This is a genomic window from Sinorhizobium alkalisoli, from assembly GCF_008932245.1.
GTDB lineage: Bacteria > Pseudomonadota > Alphaproteobacteria > Rhizobiales > Rhizobiaceae > Sinorhizobium > Sinorhizobium alkalisoli.
Window position 1 is genome coordinate 1149834 of record NZ_CP034909.1, and the last position, 18203, is coordinate 1168036.

The 18203-nt window shown below is 62.4% G+C and carries 20 protein-coding genes; 10 read left to right on the forward strand and 10 right to left on the reverse strand.

The genetic code is table 11. The features are described from left to right. Nucleotides 1–25 precede the first annotated feature (25 nt). The gene (locus EKH55_RS05720; protein ID WP_151611140.1) at nucleotides 26–757 is read left to right on the forward strand and encodes a rhomboid family intramembrane serine protease; all 732 of its coding nucleotides are present in this window, start codon (nucleotides 26–28) and stop codon (nucleotides 755–757) included. A gap of 28 nt (nucleotides 758–785) precedes the next feature. Here the strand turns inward: EKH55_RS05720 and EKH55_RS05725 are convergent, their stop codons facing one another. The 4 genes from EKH55_RS05725 to EKH55_RS05740 all read right to left on the reverse strand — a co-directional run bounded on the left by EKH55_RS05725 (nucleotide 786) and on the right by EKH55_RS05740 (nucleotide 5151). Beyond that, complete coding sequence (locus tag EKH55_RS05725) at nucleotides 786–1634, reverse strand: carbohydrate ABC transporter permease (protein ID WP_151611141.1); 849 nt, start codon at nucleotides 1632–1634, stop codon at nucleotides 786–788. A 3-nt stretch (nucleotides 1635–1637) separates the two neighbouring features. Continuing rightward, the gene (locus EKH55_RS05730) at nucleotides 1638–2582 is read right to left on the reverse strand and encodes a carbohydrate ABC transporter permease (protein WP_151611142.1); all 945 of its coding nucleotides are present in this window, start codon (nucleotides 2580–2582) and stop codon (nucleotides 1638–1640) included. Further along, nucleotides 2583–3611, reverse strand: coding sequence for an ABC transporter ATP-binding protein (locus tag EKH55_RS05735; protein ID WP_151611143.1), 1029 nt, complete (start codon nucleotides 3609–3611; stop codon nucleotides 2583–2585). Between the two features lie 67 nt (nucleotides 3612–3678). Continuing rightward, complete coding sequence (locus EKH55_RS05740) at nucleotides 3679–5151, reverse strand: ABC transporter substrate-binding protein (RefSeq protein ID WP_192803750.1); 1473 nt, start codon at nucleotides 5149–5151, stop codon at nucleotides 3679–3681. A 585-nt stretch (nucleotides 5152–5736) separates the two neighbouring features. On the opposite strand from EKH55_RS05740, the gene EKH55_RS05745 reads away from it, so the two are divergent. After that, on the forward strand, nucleotides 5737–6165 hold the full coding sequence (locus EKH55_RS05745; RefSeq protein ID WP_069457950.1) for a CBS domain-containing protein: 429 nt from the start codon (nucleotides 5737–5739) through the stop codon (nucleotides 6163–6165). 139 nt (nucleotides 6166–6304) lie between these two features. Here EKH55_RS05745 and EKH55_RS05750 read toward each other — a convergent pair whose 3' ends face one another. The 3 genes from EKH55_RS05750 to folE form a co-directional block, all read right to left on the reverse strand. Continuing rightward, nucleotides 6305–7267, reverse strand: coding sequence for a patatin-like phospholipase family protein (locus tag EKH55_RS05750; protein WP_151611145.1), 963 nt, complete (start codon nucleotides 7265–7267; stop codon nucleotides 6305–6307). 311 nt (nucleotides 7268–7578) lie between these two features. After that, complete coding sequence (hisI, locus tag EKH55_RS05755; RefSeq protein ID WP_069457949.1) at nucleotides 7579–8031, reverse strand: phosphoribosyl-AMP cyclohydrolase; 453 nt, start codon at nucleotides 8029–8031, stop codon at nucleotides 7579–7581. A 93-nt stretch (nucleotides 8032–8124) separates the two neighbouring features. After that, nucleotides 8125–8742: a GTP cyclohydrolase I FolE gene (gene folE / locus EKH55_RS05760; protein ID WP_069457888.1), complete on the reverse strand. Its 618-nt coding sequence runs from the start codon at nucleotides 8740–8742 to the stop codon at nucleotides 8125–8127. A gap of 342 nt (nucleotides 8743–9084) precedes the next feature. Here folE and EKH55_RS05765 point away from each other — a divergent pair, with 342 nt between their 5' ends. The 5 genes from EKH55_RS05765 (at nucleotide 9085) to thrS (ending at nucleotide 12987) form a co-directional block, all read left to right on the forward strand. Then, nucleotides 9085–9531, forward strand: coding sequence for an iron-sulfur cluster assembly scaffold protein (locus EKH55_RS05765; protein ID WP_151611146.1), 447 nt, complete (start codon nucleotides 9085–9087; stop codon nucleotides 9529–9531). 3 nt (nucleotides 9532–9534) lie between these two features. Beyond that, the gene (yidD, locus tag EKH55_RS05770) at nucleotides 9535–9918 is read left to right on the forward strand and encodes a membrane protein insertion efficiency factor YidD (protein WP_151611147.1); all 384 of its coding nucleotides are present in this window, start codon (nucleotides 9535–9537) and stop codon (nucleotides 9916–9918) included. 8 nt (nucleotides 9919–9926) lie between these two features. After that, nucleotides 9927–10334 (forward strand): DUF2267 domain-containing protein, encoded by a 408-nt coding sequence (locus EKH55_RS05775; protein ID WP_151611950.1) that lies wholly within the window; start codon nucleotides 9927–9929, stop codon nucleotides 10332–10334. A gap of 12 nt (nucleotides 10335–10346) precedes the next feature. Next, the gene (locus tag EKH55_RS05780) at nucleotides 10347–10886 is read left to right on the forward strand and encodes a DUF1697 domain-containing protein (RefSeq protein ID WP_151611148.1); all 540 of its coding nucleotides are present in this window, start codon (nucleotides 10347–10349) and stop codon (nucleotides 10884–10886) included. A 118-nt stretch (nucleotides 10887–11004) separates the two neighbouring features. Beyond that, the gene (gene thrS, locus EKH55_RS05785) at nucleotides 11005–12987 is read left to right on the forward strand and encodes a threonine--tRNA ligase (RefSeq protein WP_151611149.1); all 1983 of its coding nucleotides are present in this window, start codon (nucleotides 11005–11007) and stop codon (nucleotides 12985–12987) included. Nucleotides 12988–13280: 293 nt separating this feature from the next. Here the strand turns inward: thrS and EKH55_RS05790 are convergent, their stop codons facing one another. Further along, complete coding sequence (locus EKH55_RS05790; RefSeq protein ID WP_069457884.1) at nucleotides 13281–14282, reverse strand: hypothetical protein; 1002 nt, start codon at nucleotides 14280–14282, stop codon at nucleotides 13281–13283. 100 nt (nucleotides 14283–14382) lie between these two features. On the opposite strand from EKH55_RS05790, the gene EKH55_RS05795 reads away from it, so the two are divergent. Both EKH55_RS05795 and EKH55_RS05800 read left to right on the forward strand, forming a co-directional pair. Then, the gene (locus EKH55_RS05795) at nucleotides 14383–14967 is read left to right on the forward strand and encodes a nitroreductase family protein (protein WP_151611150.1); all 585 of its coding nucleotides are present in this window, start codon (nucleotides 14383–14385) and stop codon (nucleotides 14965–14967) included. Next, on the forward strand, nucleotides 14967–15572 hold the full coding sequence (locus EKH55_RS05800; protein WP_069457882.1) for a flavin reductase family protein: 606 nt from the start codon (nucleotides 14967–14969) through the stop codon (nucleotides 15570–15572). Before EKH55_RS05795 ends, EKH55_RS05800 begins: the two co-directional genes overlap by 1 nt. A gap of 21 nt (nucleotides 15573–15593) precedes the next feature. On the opposite strand, the gene EKH55_RS05805 is transcribed toward EKH55_RS05800, so the two are convergent. Further along, nucleotides 15594–16316, reverse strand: a complete 723-nt coding sequence (locus EKH55_RS05805; protein ID WP_069457881.1) for an aldolase — start codon at nucleotides 16314–16316, stop codon at nucleotides 15594–15596. Nucleotides 16317–16389: 73 nt separating this feature from the next. On the opposite strand from EKH55_RS05805, the gene EKH55_RS05810 reads away from it, so the two are divergent. After that, a complete protein-coding gene (locus EKH55_RS05810) occupies nucleotides 16390–17529 on the forward strand; it encodes a DUF2336 domain-containing protein (RefSeq protein ID WP_069457880.1) in 1140 nt (379 codons plus the stop codon). A gap of 8 nt (nucleotides 17530–17537) precedes the next feature. Here the strand turns inward: EKH55_RS05810 and EKH55_RS05815 are convergent, their stop codons facing one another. Further along, nucleotides 17538–17993, reverse strand: coding sequence for a hypothetical protein (locus tag EKH55_RS05815; protein WP_069457879.1), 456 nt, complete (start codon nucleotides 17991–17993; stop codon nucleotides 17538–17540). Between the last annotated feature and the right edge of the window lie 210 nt (nucleotides 17994–18203).

The following is an 18203-nucleotide window of genomic DNA, read 5'->3' on the forward strand; positions in this document are numbered from 1 at the left end:
CGGCGTTTTGATAGGAAGAGAAGCCATGCAAAGAGATCAGTCGGCAACGCCGGTCGAAGCGGATGCCGAGGGCGCGCCCGAGCGCCATCGCGAGCCTGCCTTCAATCTCCCGGCGAGCCTGAGCGGCATTCTTCTGTTTCTCGTCGCAGTGCACGCGTTGCGGACCTATGTACTGTCGGCTGCGGTGGACGAGGAAGTGATCCTCAACTTTGCCTTTCTCCCGGCGCGCTACACGATCCCGCTCGACGCCCAGGGACTTGCCTGGCTGTGGACGCCCGTGACCTATTCCTTTCTCCACGGGAGCTGGGAGCACTTGATTTTCAACATCTTCTGGATGGTCGCCTTCGGCGCGCCCGTTATACGCCGCATCGGCCCCGCGCGGCTGGCCGTGTTCTGGTGTCTCTCGGCGGCAGCGGCTGTTGCCCTGCACGTGGTCTTCCATTGGGGGGAGATGGTCATTGTGGTTGGCGCTTCCGGCGTGGTGTCCGGCTTCATGGGCGCGGCGGTGCGTTTCGTGTTTTCGCCGAGCGGGCGCGTCAGCCGCCAGTTCGCGCATCTCAACCGCCGCCTTTCCCTGACCGAGACGCTTGCCAATCGCTCGGCACTGGTCTTCACCGGCATCTGGTTTCTCACCAATTTCCTGGTCGCCCTCGGCCTGTTTTCCGCGGGCGGCATAGGCAGCATCGCCTGGGAAGCGCATATTGGCGGCTTCCTGTTCGGCTTCTTCCTGTTCGGATGGTTCGATCCGCGCCGCTGAGGTCGTTGTCTGCGGTGCTCTGGCGCGGTCACTTGGCGAGTGCGGTGAGCCCGGCCACGAACTGGTCTATGAAGAGCGTATAAAGGATCGAAACCGGGATGCTGGCGATCAAGGCGCCGGCGAGCAGCGATCCCCACCGGAATACGTCGCCCCGCACCAGTTCGGAGGGCACGCCGATGCTCACCGTCTTCTGCACGGAGTTCTGCACGAAAGCCAGTGCATAGATGAACTCGCTGGTCGACAGGGTAAAAGCGAATACGACGACCGTGAGGATGCCCGGAACGGCAAGCGGCAGAACCGCGTAGACGAATGCTCCGAGCCGGCCATACCCGTCGACCATCGCCTGCTCCTCGATGTCCCTCGGTATCGCCTTGAAAAAGCCGAGCATGAGCCAGGTGCAAAACGGCACGGTGAAGGTCGGATAGGCGACGACCAGCGCCCAGAGCGAGTTTTGCAGCCCGAGGAAGGCCATCACCTTGGCGAACGGCAAGAACAAGAGCGTCGGCGGGACCAGATAGGTGAGGAAGATACCTATGCCGAGCGTTTCGCCCCAACGGCCGGCAAGCCGGGCAAGGCTATAGGCGGCGGGGATCACCAGAACCAGGGTGATGATGACGACGAGGGCGCCAACCAGAAAAGAGTTGAGGAGCCAGGTCAGGAACTTGGTGTTTCCGAACAGAAGATCGAGATTGGCCATGGTCGGCGCCTCAGTGAACCAGAACGGATTGTTCTGCGGGTCGTAGAGGTCCGATTCGCGCTTGAAGGCGGTGATCAGCATCACATAGAAGGGAAGTGCCGAGAACAGCGTGAATAGCCCGATCCCCGTATAGGCCGCCATGCGCCAGCCTGCCTGCGTCGATTGCGCCCGGACATCCATGCGTCAAACCTCCCGCCGGCGGATGAGCATCAGGACGATTGCCGACAATGCCGTCAGCACCGGGAACATGAAAAGCGCAACCGCTGCGCCCTGTCCCAGCGAACCGCCTTGCACCCCGGTGAAGAAGGCGAGGGTGGTCAACACGTGGGTGGAATTGGCAGGTCCGCCGCGAGTGAGAATGTAGACAAGCACCATGTCCGTGAAGGTGAACACGAAGGTGAAAAGAACAGCGATGCCGAAGATGGGCAGCATCATCGGCAAGGTTATCTGAAACAGGCGTCGGAAATAGCCGGCCCCGTCGATGAGCGCCTGTTCCTCAACTTCCCGGGGGATGGAATTGAGGCCGGCAAGTACGATCACGGTGCCGAGCGGCAGGATGCGCCAGACATTCACCAGGATGATGGATGCCATGGGCAGTCCGCCGCTGCCCAGCCAGTAGAGATTGGTGGTCGGGCCGAACAGCGCGCCGGGTTGCCCGAGCAGTCCCGCCTCGCGAAGAGACCAGTCGATGGGGCTGAAGATGGAATCGAACATCCACAGCCATCCGATGACACTGAGCGAGACCGGTGCGGTCCACGGCAGCAGAATGAGGAACCGCACCAGCCACTTGCCCCGGAAGGACCTTATCAGGAGTTCCGCCTGGATCGTGCCGAGCACAAGCACGACCACGAGCGTCATGCCGGACAGGAGGAAAGTGTTGTAGAGCGTCTGCTGAAAGGTCGGGTCGCCGATCAGGGCCCGGAAATTCGCCAGCCCCACGAAAGGGGCATCCGTTCCGCCAGTCGTCACGTCGCTCAGGCTATAGTAAATGGAAAGGACAAACGGCACGCCCATCAACGCCACGATATAAATGATCGCGGGTGCGATCAGGGCGCCGGCGAGCAGCCTGTCGGAGTCGAGCAGCCGCTGCCGCGTTCCGTATTCCTCCAGGATCTCTGTCGCCATCATTCAGTCCTTCCGCAGGCCCGTCGCCGGGTCGAAGTGGCGTATGGCCGGGCGCGGAACCTCGAAGGGGTATTCCGCTCCTTCGGCGATATAGCCGCTCACCAGTGCCGTCGGCAGTGTCGCGAGCACCTCCGGCGGCGGCTCTCTCTCGTCCTCGGCGACGTAGCCGTACACGAGGACTTCGCTACCGAGTTCCTCGACCTGGACCACGCGAAATGTCAGCTGCTCCATGTCTCCCGAGTTTGGCCCCCGGCCGCGTGGAAAAAAATCTTCCGCGTGGAAACCGATCAGCGTTCCGTTGCGCTGAACGAGATTCATGGGCGGCGACCCCATGAACTGAGCCACGAAGGTGTTGACCGGGTTGCGGTAAATATCGAGCGGCGCGCCGATCTGCTCGATGCGGCCGGCATTCATCACCGCCACCCGCTCGCCGAGGCCCATGGCTTCGACCTGGTCGTGCGTCACGTAAATGGTGGTCACGCCCGTTTCCCGGTGCAGGCGCTTCAGTTCCCGGCGTGCGGAATGCCGCAGCTTGGCGTCGAGATTGGATAGCGGTTCGTCCATCAGAAAAATCGCCGGCTCCCTGACCAGGGCCCGTGCCAAAGCGACGCGCTGGCGCTCCCCCCCGGAGAGTGCCCGCGGCCTCCGGTCAAGGAGGTGGCTGATGCTCAAAAGATTGGCTGCCCACGTCACGCGGGAGCGGATCTTGTCCGCCGGCATGTGCGAAGCCTGTAGCGGGAAGGCGATGTTCCTGTATGCCGTCTTGTGGGGGTAGAGGGCATAACTCTGGAAGACCATGGCAATGTTGCGGGTCTTTGGAGGCAGGCGGTTTGCAAGCCGCCCGCCTATGTAGACCTCGCCGGATGTGGGCTTCTCCAGGCCCGCGATCGTCCGCATCAAGGTTGTCTTGCCGGAACCGGATGCGCCAAGCAGGACAATGAACTCGCCGTTTTTCACGTCGAGATCGACGCCGTCCACCGCCCTGACTTGACCGAAGTGGGTATGAAGGTCGCGTGTCTCGAGCGTAGCCAATGCCTTTCTCCTGTCCCGCGGTCGCAAACGAGCTGGACTCCCTATCGGGGGGCCAGCCTTTCACGGGTCAGCCGCCCTGGACCAGTCCGCGGTTGCGCCACGCCTCGAAGACCTTGCGGATCTGGGCGGCGGCATCCTTGACCGCCTCTTCCGGCGCGATTTGCCCGCGCGCAACATTGGCCATCATGTTGGGGATCACGAAGGTACTGAAGACCTCCCCGATGGCCGGATTGGCGTAGCCGGGATGGCCCAGATTCGTCGTCCACTCGGCAGCGGATTTCAGCGCTCTGAGCTTGCCGTCGGCCTCGTCCTCCAGCTTGAACGGATCGTTGTCGAACCAGGCCGCTGTGAGATCGTTCAGGGTCTTCGCTTCGGCCACCGTAGCATAGCTGCGCTGGCCGCTTGCGATCGGCGCTTCCGGGAAGCTCGGCGAATTATAGAGCTTGCTCTGATACATGGCCTCGTCATAGTTCGCGACCAGGTGGGCGATGAACTGCTTGGCCGTGTCGGCGTTGTCCCCGGCGAAAGTGGGAATGACGTAGTTGTAAAGTACGTGGACGTTGCCCCAGCCGGTGCCGCCGGGTCCCTTCAGAGCCGGTGTGAAGAAGATGTCCTTGGCGATGTCGGGCCGGGCTTCCTGTGCCGAGCGATAGGCCGATATCGAATTCAGGATATAGGAAGCGCGGCCGGCAATCAGCGCCTGATTATTGGAGGCCGCGTTCCAGGAGAACACCTCCGGCGTCAGCGCGTTGTCATACAGGTCCTTCATGTACTTCACCGCGTCAACGGTGCGTTTCAGATTCTCACCCTGGTCGAGGATAATGGTACCGTTCTCGTCCTGCAGCGACGTATCGAAAGACCACAGCACGGCGCGTGCCGCCATGTTGGAATCGATCTCTTGCGACAGGCCGATGCCGACTTGCACGCCTTGCTCGTTCTTGATCCTCGCTCCGACGGTCAGAAGGTCTTCCCAGGTCACCGGTCCGTCGGCCATGCCGGCCTTCTCCCAAAGTGATTTCCGGTAATCGCCGGGATCGATCGTCCATCCGTGGCAGAAGGCGTAGTGCTTCTTCGTCACTGGATTGTAGCTCACTCGCTCGGCAACGCCGAAAGGCTTGCCGTATTTGCTGGCCATCTCCTGGTTGATATCCGCCATGTCGATCAGGCTCGGCTCGAACTGGGCGGCCTCCGGCCCAAGTTCGATCAGGTGGTGGCCGGAGCCGGCCGAAATCTCGGAGGCTGTCGTCGCGGCAAGATCGGCAATGTTGATGTAATCCACGCTCACTTGAACGCCGTTCTCTTCCCCCCATTTCTTGGCAAAAGCATCGAACCAGGTGTCGTATGCGGGAACGAAATGGCTCCATTGGAGAATTCTGAGGGTCTTGTCCTGGGCTCTGGCGCTCGTAATGACCCAGGGGGCGACCGCCGCGGCTACGCCGAGCGCGCTGCCGGCTGCGACAAAGGTCCTTCTGGTGATCCGAGCGTCCTTGCCCGTGCGGGACTGCCTGCGGCGAGATTGTTCATGTTTTGTTCCACTCATGGTCCTCCTCCTCGCGTCGTGCCCTTCTTGTGAGCGACGCTCTAGCGGGATACAGGAATCCCGTGATATTCCTCTCTTATTTTTACGCCACTTGGTCACCGTTGGCCAGTTTTCAGTCAGTTGCGACGCTTTGCGCTTTGAGCCGCTGCTGTCCTGTCGTTGTAGCGCCGAAACCGACAAAGCCGCAGTTTCGTGCCGTGCATTTGCCCTATGGGCGGAGGTCGGACGGCTTCCAGTACACGGACTGGGATAATCGGTTGTTTCAACGCCGAAAATTTCGTGTTGGCCTGCTCCTGCGAAGTGCATCGAGGCAGCCTGGGCAGGCTTGATTTCCCGAGCCTGCCGGAGCACCATTCGTGTCGGTCGCTGGCGCCAATGGTGCGGTGGCCGCTGAAAGGCCGGGTGTCGGTGCGATTTCGATCAGGAGGGTGCGAAATTGCGCGGCGTCGGAAACAGGCACGGATTCCTGCGGCCGGCTGCATGGATGTCATCGCGACCTTTTGCGTGATGGGCAGGCGTGCGTCGTCTCGATACGGTCAGGACCTCTTCCGTCTGCCCGGCATGATCGTAACGGGAGATGTGTGCATGTCAGTACGAGCAATCCTTAACGAAAAAGGCCGCAATGTCGTGACCGTCGCGCCGCAGGTGACGGTGCAGGAAGCGGCGACCTTTCTCCACGACAATCACATCGGCGCCGTGGTCGTTCTCGATCCGGACGACCGTATCGTCGGCATTCTCACGGAACGCGACATCGTCGCCGCGATTGCAAAATACGGTGCCCCCTGTCTCGACCAGCCGGTTTCGTCCGTGATGTGGGAGAATGTCTATTGCTGCCGTGAGGAGATGACTGTTCAGACGCTCATGGAGATGATGAGCAAATTGCGCGCGCGCCATCTGCCCGTGGAAACGGGGGGGCGTCTCGCCGGCATCATATCGATCGGTGACGTGGTCAAATACCACATTCGCGCCATGGAGCGCGAAACCGAAGAGATCAAGGCCTATATCGCAGGGTGACGAGGAGGGGCGGCGACGGGCCGCCCCTTCGTCGCAACATCGGGCGGCGCGAAGGCCACGGCAGCAGTTTCCGTATGCTACCTCGATGCGTGGGGATATGTGGCAGCGCGTCTGAAAAGACGCGCGGCGCTGTCGCCGGTCAGCGGATCAGGGCTTCCTGCATGCGCTGGATTTCGGTCAGTCTGGCCTTTGCCTCCTGGTAACCACGATCGATCGCTTTGCCCGCGCGATGAAACTCCGACAAACCTATGTCGTTCAGCTTCGGGTGGAGGGCGAGATCCGGCGGATCGCCGGCAAGCCGTGCCCGGGAGATGCGATCCTGGATAATGTTGAAGGCCTGAACCATGGCGCTGGTCATGCCGAGGCGCGCCGAATGGTGCCCGTTAGCCTTGGCTGGCTCGTCGGGGGTTTCAATGCCTGCATTGTGCTTGACGACGGCCGAGCGGCCATAAAGATCGTAGTTCAGATTGACGGCGACGACCAGCTGCTGCTCGTGGGCACGGCAGACCGAAACGGGCACGGGGTTCACCAGCGCCCCGTCCATCAGCGTGCGGCCATTGGCATTGATCGGCTCGAAAATGCCCGGCAGCGCATAGGAGGCGCGAATGGCGGTAATGAGCGCGCCCTTCTCGAGCCATACCTCGTGGCCGCTGTGAACCTCCGTCGCGACGGCAACGAAGGGACGGTCGAGGGCCTCGATGCTGAGATCCTGTAGATGCTCTTGCATCCGTTTGGTGAGCCGCAGGCCGCCGAACAATCCGCCGCCTCCGATCGCGAAATCGAGCAGGCCGGCGATGCGGCGTACCGTGAGCGAGCGGGCGAAGCTTTCCAGCTCGTCGAGTTTCCCGGCGAGATAACAGCCGCCGACGAGGGCACCGATCGAAGTTCCGGCGATCATGCCGATCTCGATGCCTTCCTCGTCGAGCGCTCGCAACACGCCGATATGGGCCCAGCCACGGGCCGCGCCGCCGCCAAGCGCGATTGCAATCCTTGGTTTTTTCGGCTGAGGCATCGGTTCCGGAGGAGTGGTCGTCAGTGATGTGCCATCCGGGCCGGAAAGATCGGTCAACTGGTTGCTGCGCGTAAATGTCCAGTTCAACATCCGGCACCTCCAACGCCGAACAGATCACCCAAATCGCGCGTCTTGTTGGGAAGCCCTGCCAAGCCGGCGACGATGCCGGTCTTGTCTGAATTCATCGCTGAAAGACTGGCACCACAAGAGATTTATAACACCGAACCTGTCGCGCGTGCGGCGTGTCCGGTAAACATTGGATACAGCCTGCAATACAACTCGGTTCGCTTACAGTGACGCAGGAACCACTTGCATCAATAATGATTAGGCGCCCGTTTGGTTTCTAAAAAATGAATATAACACGGAAGTGAAGCAAGAAAATGCAGAACCCTGCCACGGACCTATCCTTGGCCGTAGATATCGGCCGGATCGAAGTGCCGGTGGTCGTCCTCGATCGACACCGCCGCCTTGCCTCCCTCGATGCCAACCGTGCGGTAGAAGCAGGAACGGCGTCCGGTATGGCAGGTGGCGTCGTGGCCGGCGACCGTTACTTTCAGCCAGACGGCGTCCTGATCGCAATCGGTCCTGATCTCCTGGACCGTCTGCACATTGCCTGAGCTCTCGCCCTTCTTCCAAAGGCGGTTGCGCGAGCGGCTGTAATAATGGGCGATGCCGGTTTCGATCGTCAGCGCGAGTGCCTCGGCGTTCATGTGTGCGACCATCAGCAACGCGCCGTCATGTGCATCCGTCACGACGGCCGTCACCAGCCCCTTCTCGTCGAAACGTGGGGTGAAGGCCGAGCCCGTCTCGAGTTCGGCCTTGTCATTGGGGGGAGGGGCGAAAGTGAGCGGCATCGGCAAGGGGTCCCATCCAGCGCGGCACGGCTTCTGAGGCGCACGGGCGGCGCTGCAGCAGTTTCGAAGTGCCGCCGACGGCGGCGAGGGCGCTTACTTGAAGCCCCTCAGCAGGGTCATGAAGCGCGCCTGTTCGGCCGGATCGGTCTTGAAGGCGCCGGTGAACGTGGTCGTGAGCGTCGTCGCGCCATGCTTCTTGACGCCGCGCATCGCCATGCACAGGTGTTCGGCCTCGACCATCACCGCCACGCCGCGGGGCGCGAGCGTTTCGTCGATCGCCCGGGCGATTTGGGCCGTCATTGCTTCCTGGGTCTGCAGACGTCGGGCATAGATGTCGACGGCCCGGGCGATCTTGGAGAGACCAAGCACCCGCCCGTTCGGCAGATAGGCCACATGCGCCTTGCCGATGATCGGCACCATGTGATGTTCGCAGTGTGAATAGAACGGAATGTCCTTCTCGAGCACGATGTCGTCATAGCCGGAGACCTCCTCGAAGGTCCGGCCGAGCACGTCTTCGGCAACGAGGTCGTAGCCCCCGAAGATCTCGCGATACGACTTGACCACGCGCTGAGGCGTATCCCTCAGTCCTTCTCGGGTCGGGTCTTCTCCTGCCCAGCGCAACAATACGCGAACGGCTTCCTCGGCTTCCTTCTGCGAAGGGCGACCGCTGGTGTCGTCGAGCACAGGGAAATTCTTTACGATGGCGTCCATATGGCCCCTATTTGCAAGCAATGCGAGATTGCTGACGTTTTACCTTTCGGACAACTCGCCACTGGCCATTCGCCTAACCCTGCAGGCTTGGGTTCCGTTGGCGGGCTCCGGGGCTTTCGGGTCCTGGCTCAGCAGTGCACTGGACCGTCCGGCACGGTTTCCCAAACAACAGGCGACACTTGTCCCCTTGCGGAACTGTCACCCCAACACGACATAGCATATAGTATGGTGCCACATGGATGAAAGAGGCAGGGCATGCCACGCCGTGCTTTTTTCCCCTCTACCGGAGAAAATCATGCGCCGATCACCCAAAACCGCGAAAAATCAGTCGGATCGCGCCAGATGATGGATGACATTTACAACAGTCGGATTCTCGAGTTCGCCGGCAACATTCCGCGTATCGGAATGCTCGCCGACGCCGATGCGGAAGCCGCGGCGCATTCGAAGCTCTGCGGTTCGAAAGTCAGGGTGTGGCTGAAGATGGACGGCGACGTCGTCACTGATTTCGCCCATGACGTCAAGGCCTGCGCACTGGGGCAGGCCTCGTCCTCGATCATGGCGCGCCACGTCGTGGGAGCGAAGGCGGAGGAAATCCGCAAGGCCCGCCAGGACATGCTGGATATGCTCAAGGCCGATGGCGACGGGCCGTCCGGTCGCTTCGAGGACATGCGCTTCCTGATGCCGGTCCGCGACTACAAGGCCCGCCATGCCTCGACGATGCTGACCTTCGATGCGGTCGTCGATGCGATCGGCCAGGTCGAGGCAAAGCGGCTCGCGGCCGCGGTATGATCGATGTGCGCCCGCCCCGAGCATGAGCAGGATCTCGTCGGGTGCAAGGATCGCGCCGGCGGCAGGGGACGGAATTGGTACGGGCCGTTTCGAAGGACGCCCGGGCGTCTCTTCGGCATGGGGGTGATCCGCCTCTATCAGCTGACGCTGTCCAGTTTCATCGGCAGTTCCTGCCGGCACCTGCCGACCTGCTCGGAATATGGTTTCGAGGCCATCGCACGGCATGGCCTCTGGGCAGGCGGTTGGCTGACGCTTTTCCGGGTCGTGCGCTGTGGCCCGGGAGGGACGTATGGTTTCGATCCGGTGCCGGACGCCCTTGCGCCGCGCCAGCGCTGGTATGTGCCCTGGCGCTACTGGCAGCGGCATCGCAAGGAGGCTGACGCGTGACGATCCCGATGGAGTACCGGCAGGCCTCGGCCGATTTCGACCGCTTCATCCTGGAGGCGCGCGACCTCGCCGCACTCCAGACGACCAACCAGGCCTACACGATGGTGCAGGCGGTGCTTCGGACCTTTCGCCGGCGCATCGAGATTTCCGACGCATTGCTGTTTGCCAACGCGCTGCCGCCGGTCCTGCGGGCGATCTTCATCGACGAGTGGGATCTGGAAGAGCCGATCGTGCCGTTTTCCGGCCGTGTCGCCATGACGCGTGAGGTACAGGCCTTTCGCGGCGATCATAACGTGTCGCCCGACACGGCGATTGCCGACGTGGCCGCGGCGCTGCGGCGCAACGTGGATGAATCGGTGCTCGACCGCGTTCTCGCGCGGTTCCCGCAAGGCGCCGTCGACTTCTGGCGGGCGTGAGCGGGTGAGCGGATGAACAGCTATGTTGCCCTGCTCCACAGCATCGTACTCGGCCAAGGCCGCCGCGTGGTGATGGCCGACTTGCGGGCGATGGCGGTGCGACTCGGCTATGCCGCGCCACGGACGCTTGTCGCCACCGGCAATCTGGTTTTCGAAGCACCGGAGACGCCGCCTGCGGAAATCGAAGCCAGGCTCGAATCGGCCTTCGGGGCGACCTTCGGTCGCCATGTGGACATCGTCGTGCGCTCGGGGGGCGACTGGCTGCGGCTTGCCGCCGGCAATCCCTTCGCAACCGCCGCCGAGGAGGATCCGACGCACGTCCACGTCCGGGTCATGCGCGCGCCGTTGCCGCGCGCCGTGCTTGATGACCTCCGGGCGTATTGTTCAAACGGCGAGCGCGTGGAGATCATTGGCGGCGATCTCTGGGTCGACTTCCAAGGCCAGGCGAGCGCATCGAAGCTGCTCGGCGCACTGACGGCGAAGCGCCTGGGCATCGGGACGGTACGCAACTGGAACACGGTCAGGCGGCTCGGCGCGATGCTGGTGCCGTGAGCAACCCGACGCCTTTACTCCCTTGCCAAAAACCTTTATCAGGCCCGCGTCTATTTGCCGGTTGATCCGGGCAACCACACCACCCGCATTCGTTGGCGGGACTGGATAGGAGATGATAATGTCACATGCAGTTTCCCTGACATTCCCTGATGGCTCCGTGCGTGAATTCGCCGCCGGCACGACCGGCCGTGACGTCGCCGAGGCGATCTCGAAGTCGCTCGCCAAGAAGGCTGTCGCGATCGCGCTGGATGGCGAGTTGCGCGACTTGTCGGACGGCGTGACCCCAGGCAGGATCGAGATCGTCACGCGGGAAGACAAGCGCGCTCTGGAACTGATCCGCCATGATGCCGCGCATGTCATGGCGGAGGCCGTGCAGGAATTGTGGCCGGGAACGCAGGTCACCATCGGTCCGGTCATCGAAAACGGTTTCTACTACGATTTTGCGAAGAACGAACCCTTCACGCCCGATGACCTGCCCGTCATCGAGAAAAGGATGAAGGAGATCATCGCGCGCAACAAGTCTTTCACCAAGGAGGTCTGGTCGCGCGAAAAGGCAAAGGAGGTCTTTGCCGCCAAGGGCGAGACCTACAAGGTCGAACTTGTCGATGCGATCCCGGAAGACCAGGCCGTGAAGATCTATTACCAGGGTGACTGGTTCGATCTCTGCCGCGGTCCGCACATGGCCTCCACCGGACAGATCGGCACGGCCTTCAAGCTGATGAAGGTGGCCGGCGCCTATTGGCGCGGCGACAGCAACAATCCGATGCTGACGCGGATCTACGGCACCGCCTGGCATTCGCAGGAAGAACTGGACCAGTATCTGCACGTGCTTGCAGAAGCGGAGAAGCGCGACCACCGCCGCCTTGGCCGCGAGATGGACCTCTTCCATTTCCAGGAGGAAGGCCCGGGCGTCGTCTTCTGGCACGGCAAGGGCTGGCGCATGTTCCAGAGCCTCGTCTCCTATATGCGTCGCCGGCTCGAGCGCGATTATCAGGAAGTCAACGCGCCGCAGGTGCTCGACAAGTCGCTCTGGGAGACGTCCGGCCACTGGGGCTGGTATCGCGACAACATGTTCAAGGTGACGGTCGCCGGCGACGATACCGACGACGACCGCGTCTTCGCGCTGAAGCCGATGAACTGCCCTGGCCATATCCAGATCTTCAAGCACGGGCTGAAGTCCTATCGCGAACTGCCCGTGCGTCTTGCGGAATTCGGCGCCGTGCATCGCTACGAGCCGTCCGGCGCGCTGCACGGGCTCATGCGCGTGCGTGGTTTTACCCAGGACGACGCACATATCTTCTGCACGGACGAGCAGATGGCGGCGGAATGCCTGAAGATCAACGACCTGATCCTTTCGGTCTATGAGGATTTCGGCTTCGAGGAGATCGTCGTCAAGCTGTCGACGCGACCGGAAAAGCGCGTCGGCTCCGACGAACTCTGGGACCGTGCCGAAGCGGTGATGACCGACGTGCTGAAGACGATCGAGGCGCAGTCGGAAGGCCGCATCAAGACCGGCATCCTGCCGGGCGAGGGCGCCTTCTACGGGCCGAAGTTCGAATACACGCTGAAGGACGCGATCGGCCGCGAATGGCAGTGCGGAACGACGCAGGTCGACTTCAACCTGCCGGAACGCTTCGGCGCCTTCTATATCGACAGCGAATCGGAGAAGCGCCAGCCGGTGATGATCCATCGCGCCATCTGCGGCTCGATGGAGCGTTTCCTCGGCATCCTGCTCGAGAACTTCGCCGGCCATATGCCGCTCTGGATCTCGCCCTTGCAGGTGGTGGTCGCGACGATCACCTCGGAAGCGGATGATTATGGTCGCGAGGTCGCAGCGCGCCTGCGTGAGGCGGGGCTTACCGTCGAGACCGATTTCCGCAACGAGAAGATCAATTACAAGGTTCGCGAACACTCGGTGACGAAGGTTCCAGTGATCGTCGTCTGCGGCAAGCGCGAAGCGGAGGAGCGTTCGGTGAACATCCGGCGGCTCGGATCCCAGGCGCAGACGCCGATGTCGCTGGAGGAGGCGGTCGCCTCGCTCTCGTCCGAAGCGATGGCCCCGGACCTGAAGCGCCGAGCCGAGAAGGATGGCCGCCGCTGAAGTCGGTCGGCCAGCTTCCGCAACAGCTCTATAGCATCGGCCGTCTCAAGAGGCGCGCGCGGCGCTGCACGTGAGGGCGGTCGGCGAAGCATTCGCCGGCCGTTTTGATTTGATAGGCTCGGATCGATTCGCCGTGCTAACGTTACGTTACGCCGCAGCGTCACTTCGGAATTCTGACAGACCTACAGCGCCGCGCGTCTTTTCAGACGCTCCAGACGCGCAAAGGTCGCTGTAACTCTTTGAATCTACGCATCGAGCTTTCCGAAAACCGGATACGTTTTTGGGCCGATGCGCTAGTCCTGCGCTTCGGCGGCCGCTGCTTCATCGGGCGCGTCGTTTCCGTGCAACAGCACCTCGACATCCGTGTTGACGCCAGCCTTAACGGTGAAGTCGCGCTGGTAGATCTTGTCCTTGTTGCGCGCCACGGCCGAATAGCCGCCTTCGGCGAGCACGAGGGTCGGAAAGGCGCCGACGCTTTCGCTGACGACGTCGCCGGACGAGGTCAGGATCGACCAGGCGGTATCGGCGATCGCCTCGCCGCCCGGTTCGGAGACGAGCTTTAAGGTGAGCTTCGCGGCGCGGTGCTGGATCGTTGCTTCGGTGAGCTTGCCCGCCTCTACCTGGATGTCGGCGCGGATCACTGCATTGACCGAGCCGTAGTCCGAAACGACGTGGTAGGTTCCGGCGCTGAGGCGCACCACCGTGTCGGGTTTGACGTCGGCGACGATCAGTGCGCGTTCGCCATCTTCCTTCACGTCGGAGGAATAGATTGAAAAGCTGAGTTCGTTCGGCGGAATGCGTACATCGCTGCCGGAAACGGCATTCAGCATGACGCCGCCGGCGTCGAGTATCAGCACCTGTTTGTCGATCGTGCCCTGTTCCGGCACGCGGATCTTGCGGGTCGCACCGGCGCGACCGAAGGCGACATTGACGAAATATTCGCCGGGTACGAGATTGAAGGCCGTGGAGCCGCCTTCGGACGTGGCAAGCAGCGGGAGTTTTCCGTCGCTGTCGGGAATGGGGCTGAAGACGCGCCAAGTCAGGCCTGATTCGACCGCAGGACCCTCTGTCGTCAGCAGTGCTTCGACCTCTACATCCTTCAATTCACCGTTCTGCGTGGGATCGGTGACGATCGTGTTGAAGCCCGTCAGCTTCGGCATCTTGCGGCTGAGGGAAATCGACGGAAAGCTCTTGAATGCGTCGGTCGCGTCTTCTGCCAATGCTCTCTCCGCACCGGCGCCAGCGAGTGCGATCGCCAGGGCCGTTCTGAGATGAATGCGAAAGCGGATGCGCATGAGAGCAGTTGACTTCCTGACTTGGTGACTCCACTTGAGACGCCGGTATGGCATTTTCGTGGCTGTCGGTCCGGCGGCAAGTTAGTGGAATTCGCTCGATATGAAAACTGAAATTAAACTGGTGGACTATCTCGCTTCCCGCAGGTCCATTCCGGCCTTCCAGATGGGAGCACCCGGCCCAGGCAAAACCGAGGTGGAGGAGATGCTGAGGCTCGCCTCGCGCGTACCCGACCACGGCAAGCTGGCGCCGTGGCGTTTCATCGTCTACCGCGGGGAGGAGAGAGTGCGCATAAGTGCCCGGTTGAAGGAGATGGCGCTCGCCGCAAAGCCCGATCTTTCCGAAGAAATGATAAGGGTCGAGGAGACGCGGCTGACGCGTGCCCCTGTCGTCGTCGCCGTGGTCAGCAAGGCGGCTCCGCATTTCAAGATTCCCGAATGGGAGCAGGTGATGTCGGCGGGTGCCGTTTGCCTCAACCTGCTGATGGCGGCGAACGCACTCGGCTATGCTTCCAACTGGCTGACGGAATGGTATGCCTTCGATGAGAAGGCCTATCCGCTGCTGGGCGTGGAGCCGGGCGAACGGATCGCCGGATTCATCCATATCGGCACGGCGATGGTGCCGCCGACCGAGCGCCCGCGGCCGGAACTCAAGGAAATCGTCACCTGGGTCGGGGGAGGCGCCTGATGTTCTACGAGACCATCTCCAACAGGCATGGCCTGCCGCATGATCCGTTCAAGGCGATCGTCTCGCCGAGGCCGATCGGCTGGATCGGCACGCGCGCCGCGGACGGCTCGCTGAACCTCGCCCCCTATTCCTTCTTCAATGCGATCAGCGACCGGCCGAAGCTCGTGATGTTTTCTTCTAGCGGGTACAAGGATTCAGTGCGCAACATTGAAGAGACCGGGGAATTCACGGCGAGCTTCGCCAGTCGCAATCTGAGCGAGGCCGTCAATCTCACCTCGGTGGCGGCGCCGCACGGCGAAAGCGAGTTCGCAATCGCGGGTCTGACACCGGTGGAGGGGACGCTCGTCAAGGCGCCGTTCGTCGGCGAGGCATTTGCCGCCCTCGAATGCCGGATGACGGAAATCCTCCGCCCGAAGGCGCTCGACGGCACCGTCTCCGACAGCTACTTGGTCTTCGGAGAGGTCGTCGGCATCCATATTCGCGAAGAGGCGATCCGCGACGGCCGCTTCGACGTGGCAACCGTCAGGCCGCTCGCGCGCCTCGGCTATATGGACTATTGCGACGGCGGCGACGTTTTTGCCATGATGCGCCCGAAGCGCGCCTAGCGCTACGGCCACGCTGCAGCGTCACCGGCCGGGAGCGAGCGCTCCTGCCGCGGCAAGCAGTTCGATCTGTCGCGCCGAACGGAGAGCCGGAGCCGAGAAGCCGTTCTCGACGCTGTTCGTCCAAAGCCGCTGCACAACCCATTCGTCCAGAGCATCGGCGGGTAACATCTCGTAGGTCGCGATGCCGGCCTCCCGCGCCCTCAGGATTGTCGTCGCACGACCAAGCCTGACGACGGCCGGGACATCGCCGGTCTCGGTGACGCGCTGCAATCCGCATGCGTGCGCGAGCGCCGAGGCATCGAATATCAATGCCGAAAGACGCGGCGAGGCACCGCCCAGCGGGTGCGGAGAGAGCACGCTCGCGGGCACGCTGGCATATTCCGCCAGCAGCGCTGTCTTGCCGTGCTCGAGTCCCGCCGCAGCCTCGGCCACCTTCAGCATGACGTCGGTCTTCTGGATATCGGCAGGCCCGCGGCAACCGGCCAGCACGACGCCGTCGATCCGATTGGAAAGCAGCAGGCCGAGATCGGCCTCGTTCAGGTCGTCCGCCGGTTCGATCCGCGCAAACAAGGCACACCTCCGGTCCGGCCTGTCGGCGGCAGCGGAAAGCATCTGCCTCGCGCCGACATCCGTAGCGTCGATGACGACGGCTCTTATGGCGCCCAGCCTTTCCGGCGTCGGGAGCGGCTCGGCTGACGCAAGGTAAAGCAGCGGCTTCATGGTTTCCTGAGGGTTAATCGGCATGGTGAACCAATCTTTAAACCTTTGACCGCTAATATTCCCGACATGGGGCTGTTGGGTGTCTAGTGGGGCGCAGGTGATCATACAAGCATTTCTTCGGTGGGTGGAGACGGCGAAAACGAGCGATCGCGCACGCGCCGCGTCTGCACTCGCCCGAGCCTACGCCAAGGCCGATATGAATGGCATCGACCGGCATGCCGCCGAAATGGCGATGACCTATCTGCTCGACGATCCTTCGCCGAAGGTGCGCCTTTCTCTGGTCGAAGCCCTGGCCGATTGCCCGACCGCACCGCGAACGGTGATGAAGGCGCTGGCGGAAGACCAGCCGGAGGTCGCCTTCGTGGCCATCTCCCGTTCGCCGGTGCTCTCGGATGAGGATCTCGTCGACCTCGCAGCTCGAGGAACAGCCGAGACGCGCGCCCTGATCGCAGCGCGCGACACGGTCTCCTGCTCCGTTGCGGCCGCCATCGCCGAAATTGGCGACGAGGAGGAGGTATCGATCCTGCTCGAAAACGACGGTGCCGCGCTGCCGCAGCGCTCGCTCATGCGGATCGTCAACCGGTTTGGACATATCGCCGACATTCGCGAGCGGCTGCTCGCGCGGGTCGATCTGCCGAGCGACGCCCGGCAATTGCTGGCCGCAAGATTGGGCGACGCGCTCGCCTGTTGCAGCCTGGTGCAGGCGACGATCGGCGCCGCGCGGGCGGAACGCGTTTCGCGCGAAGCCGGGGATGTTGCGGCTCTTGCGATGGCGACCGCAGCGCCGCCGGAAGACCTCGCCCGGATGATCGCGCATTTGCGCGAGACCGGCCGCCTCACTCCAGCCTTCCTCATGCGGTCGCTCTGCGGCGGCGCTGGTGAGCTTTTTGTCGCTGCGATCGTGGAGCTTTCCGGCGTGGCGCCGAGGCGTGTCCGCTCGATCATTTCCGGCGGACGTGTCCACTCGATCCGTGCGCTCTTGGAGAGCGCGGGGCTAGGACGCGATGTTGGCGAGATCTTTGCGGAAGCTGTGCTGCTTTGGCAGGGGCAGGCCAGCGAAGGGGACGACGCCTTGCCCGCGCCGATCACGACGCGCCTTCTCGGCCGGCTCCGCAGCCGGAAGACGCCTTCGAATGCTGCGGCCGCCATCGCCGAACTCTTGGAACGTCTCGCCTTCGCCGAGAAGCGGCAGCTTGCGCGCGACTACGCCTTGCTCGCTTCGCTAAAGGCAGCGTAGCTGCCCCTTCAGTCCTCGAACCGGCGCGCCACCCAGGAGTATCCGTCTTCCATGTAATGAACGGGGGCGGTTACGATCGCCTTCAGTCTCTCGCGATCCGGCACTGCGCCGCCGAGCCAGGCGAGTGCACGCTTGGGTAAGCCCGGCCGCGCCTCTTCGGTTGTCGGCGGCGTCGCCACCTCCTGCGGCATGGCCGGCAATGGCCTCGCCGTTGCCTGCGGCGTCGCCGACGGTGCGATCTCCGGTTCGGGCTCGATCGAAGTCACCATGTCCTGCCCCGAGGTCTCGCAGACGGCGACGACCACCGGATAATTCTTGTTGGAGAATTTTGGCAGTTCTTTTTGCGATTCCGTGTCGCATTGCGCGATGGAAGGCCAGCTTCCGTTCACGGTGGAAATATAGTGGCACTGGCTGACATTGTCGTCGCAACCAAGAATGGTCATGACGATCAGGGCGGTTTTCATGGTCTCTCTCGTCCGTCTTCTTGAAAGTTGCTGCTTTTATGTTCGTTTGATTCGCGCCGATGTAGGGCAAAATGGCCGCCTCGCGAAACAAATTGTTTCCTGCTGTTACCCGGATTGATTGCAGGACGACCTGCGCCATTCCGCGTATTGGCTTGATCGACATTCGCCGATACGTTCGCCGGCATGCAGCCCCGGAACGAACAGGCCAGG

What these genes read in the sequence shown, in the direction of transcription:
- EKH55_RS05720 (WP_151611140.1), top strand. Translation starts at nt 26, where the DNA reads ATGCAAAGAGATCAGTCGGCAACGCCGGTCGAAGCGGATGCCGAGGGC.
- EKH55_RS05725 (WP_151611141.1), bottom strand. Translation starts at nt 1,634, where the DNA reads ATGGATGTCCGGGCGCAATCGACGCAGGCAGGCTGGCGCATGGCGGCC.
- EKH55_RS05730 (WP_151611142.1), bottom strand. Translation starts at nt 2,582, where the DNA reads ATGATGGCGACAGAGATCCTGGAGGAATACGGAACGCGGCAGCGGCTG.
- EKH55_RS05740 (WP_192803750.1), bottom strand. Translation starts at nt 5,151, where the DNA reads ATGAGTGGAACAAAACATGAACAATCTCGCCGCAGGCAGTCCCGCACG.
- EKH55_RS05745 (WP_069457950.1), top strand. Translation starts at nt 5,737, where the DNA reads ATGTCAGTACGAGCAATCCTTAACGAAAAAGGCCGCAATGTCGTGACC.
- EKH55_RS05750 (WP_151611145.1), bottom strand. Translation starts at nt 7,267, where the DNA reads ATGTTGAACTGGACATTTACGCGCAGCAACCAGTTGACCGATCTTTCC.
- hisI (WP_069457949.1), bottom strand. Translation starts at nt 8,031, where the DNA reads ATGCCGCTCACTTTCGCCCCTCCCCCCAATGACAAGGCCGAACTCGAG.
- folE (WP_069457888.1), bottom strand. Translation starts at nt 8,742, where the DNA reads ATGGACGCCATCGTAAAGAATTTCCCTGTGCTCGACGACACCAGCGGT.
- EKH55_RS05765 (WP_151611146.1), top strand. Translation starts at nt 9,085, where the DNA reads ATGATGGATGACATTTACAACAGTCGGATTCTCGAGTTCGCCGGCAAC.
- yidD (WP_151611147.1), top strand. Translation starts at nt 9,535, where the DNA reads ATGTGCGCCCGCCCCGAGCATGAGCAGGATCTCGTCGGGTGCAAGGAT.
- EKH55_RS05775 (WP_151611950.1), top strand. Translation starts at nt 9,927, where the DNA reads ATGGAGTACCGGCAGGCCTCGGCCGATTTCGACCGCTTCATCCTGGAG.
- EKH55_RS05780 (WP_151611148.1), top strand. Translation starts at nt 10,347, where the DNA reads ATGAACAGCTATGTTGCCCTGCTCCACAGCATCGTACTCGGCCAAGGC.
- thrS (WP_151611149.1), top strand. Translation starts at nt 11,005, where the DNA reads ATGTCACATGCAGTTTCCCTGACATTCCCTGATGGCTCCGTGCGTGAA.
- EKH55_RS05790 (WP_069457884.1), bottom strand. Translation starts at nt 14,282, where the DNA reads ATGCGCATCCGCTTTCGCATTCATCTCAGAACGGCCCTGGCGATCGCA.
- EKH55_RS05795 (WP_151611150.1), top strand. Translation starts at nt 14,383, where the DNA reads ATGAAAACTGAAATTAAACTGGTGGACTATCTCGCTTCCCGCAGGTCC.
- EKH55_RS05800 (WP_069457882.1), top strand. Translation starts at nt 14,967, where the DNA reads ATGTTCTACGAGACCATCTCCAACAGGCATGGCCTGCCGCATGATCCG.
- EKH55_RS05805 (WP_069457881.1), bottom strand. Translation starts at nt 16,316, where the DNA reads ATGCCGATTAACCCTCAGGAAACCATGAAGCCGCTGCTTTACCTTGCG.
- EKH55_RS05815 (WP_069457879.1), bottom strand. Translation starts at nt 17,993, where the DNA reads ATGAAAACCGCCCTGATCGTCATGACCATTCTTGGTTGCGACGACAAT.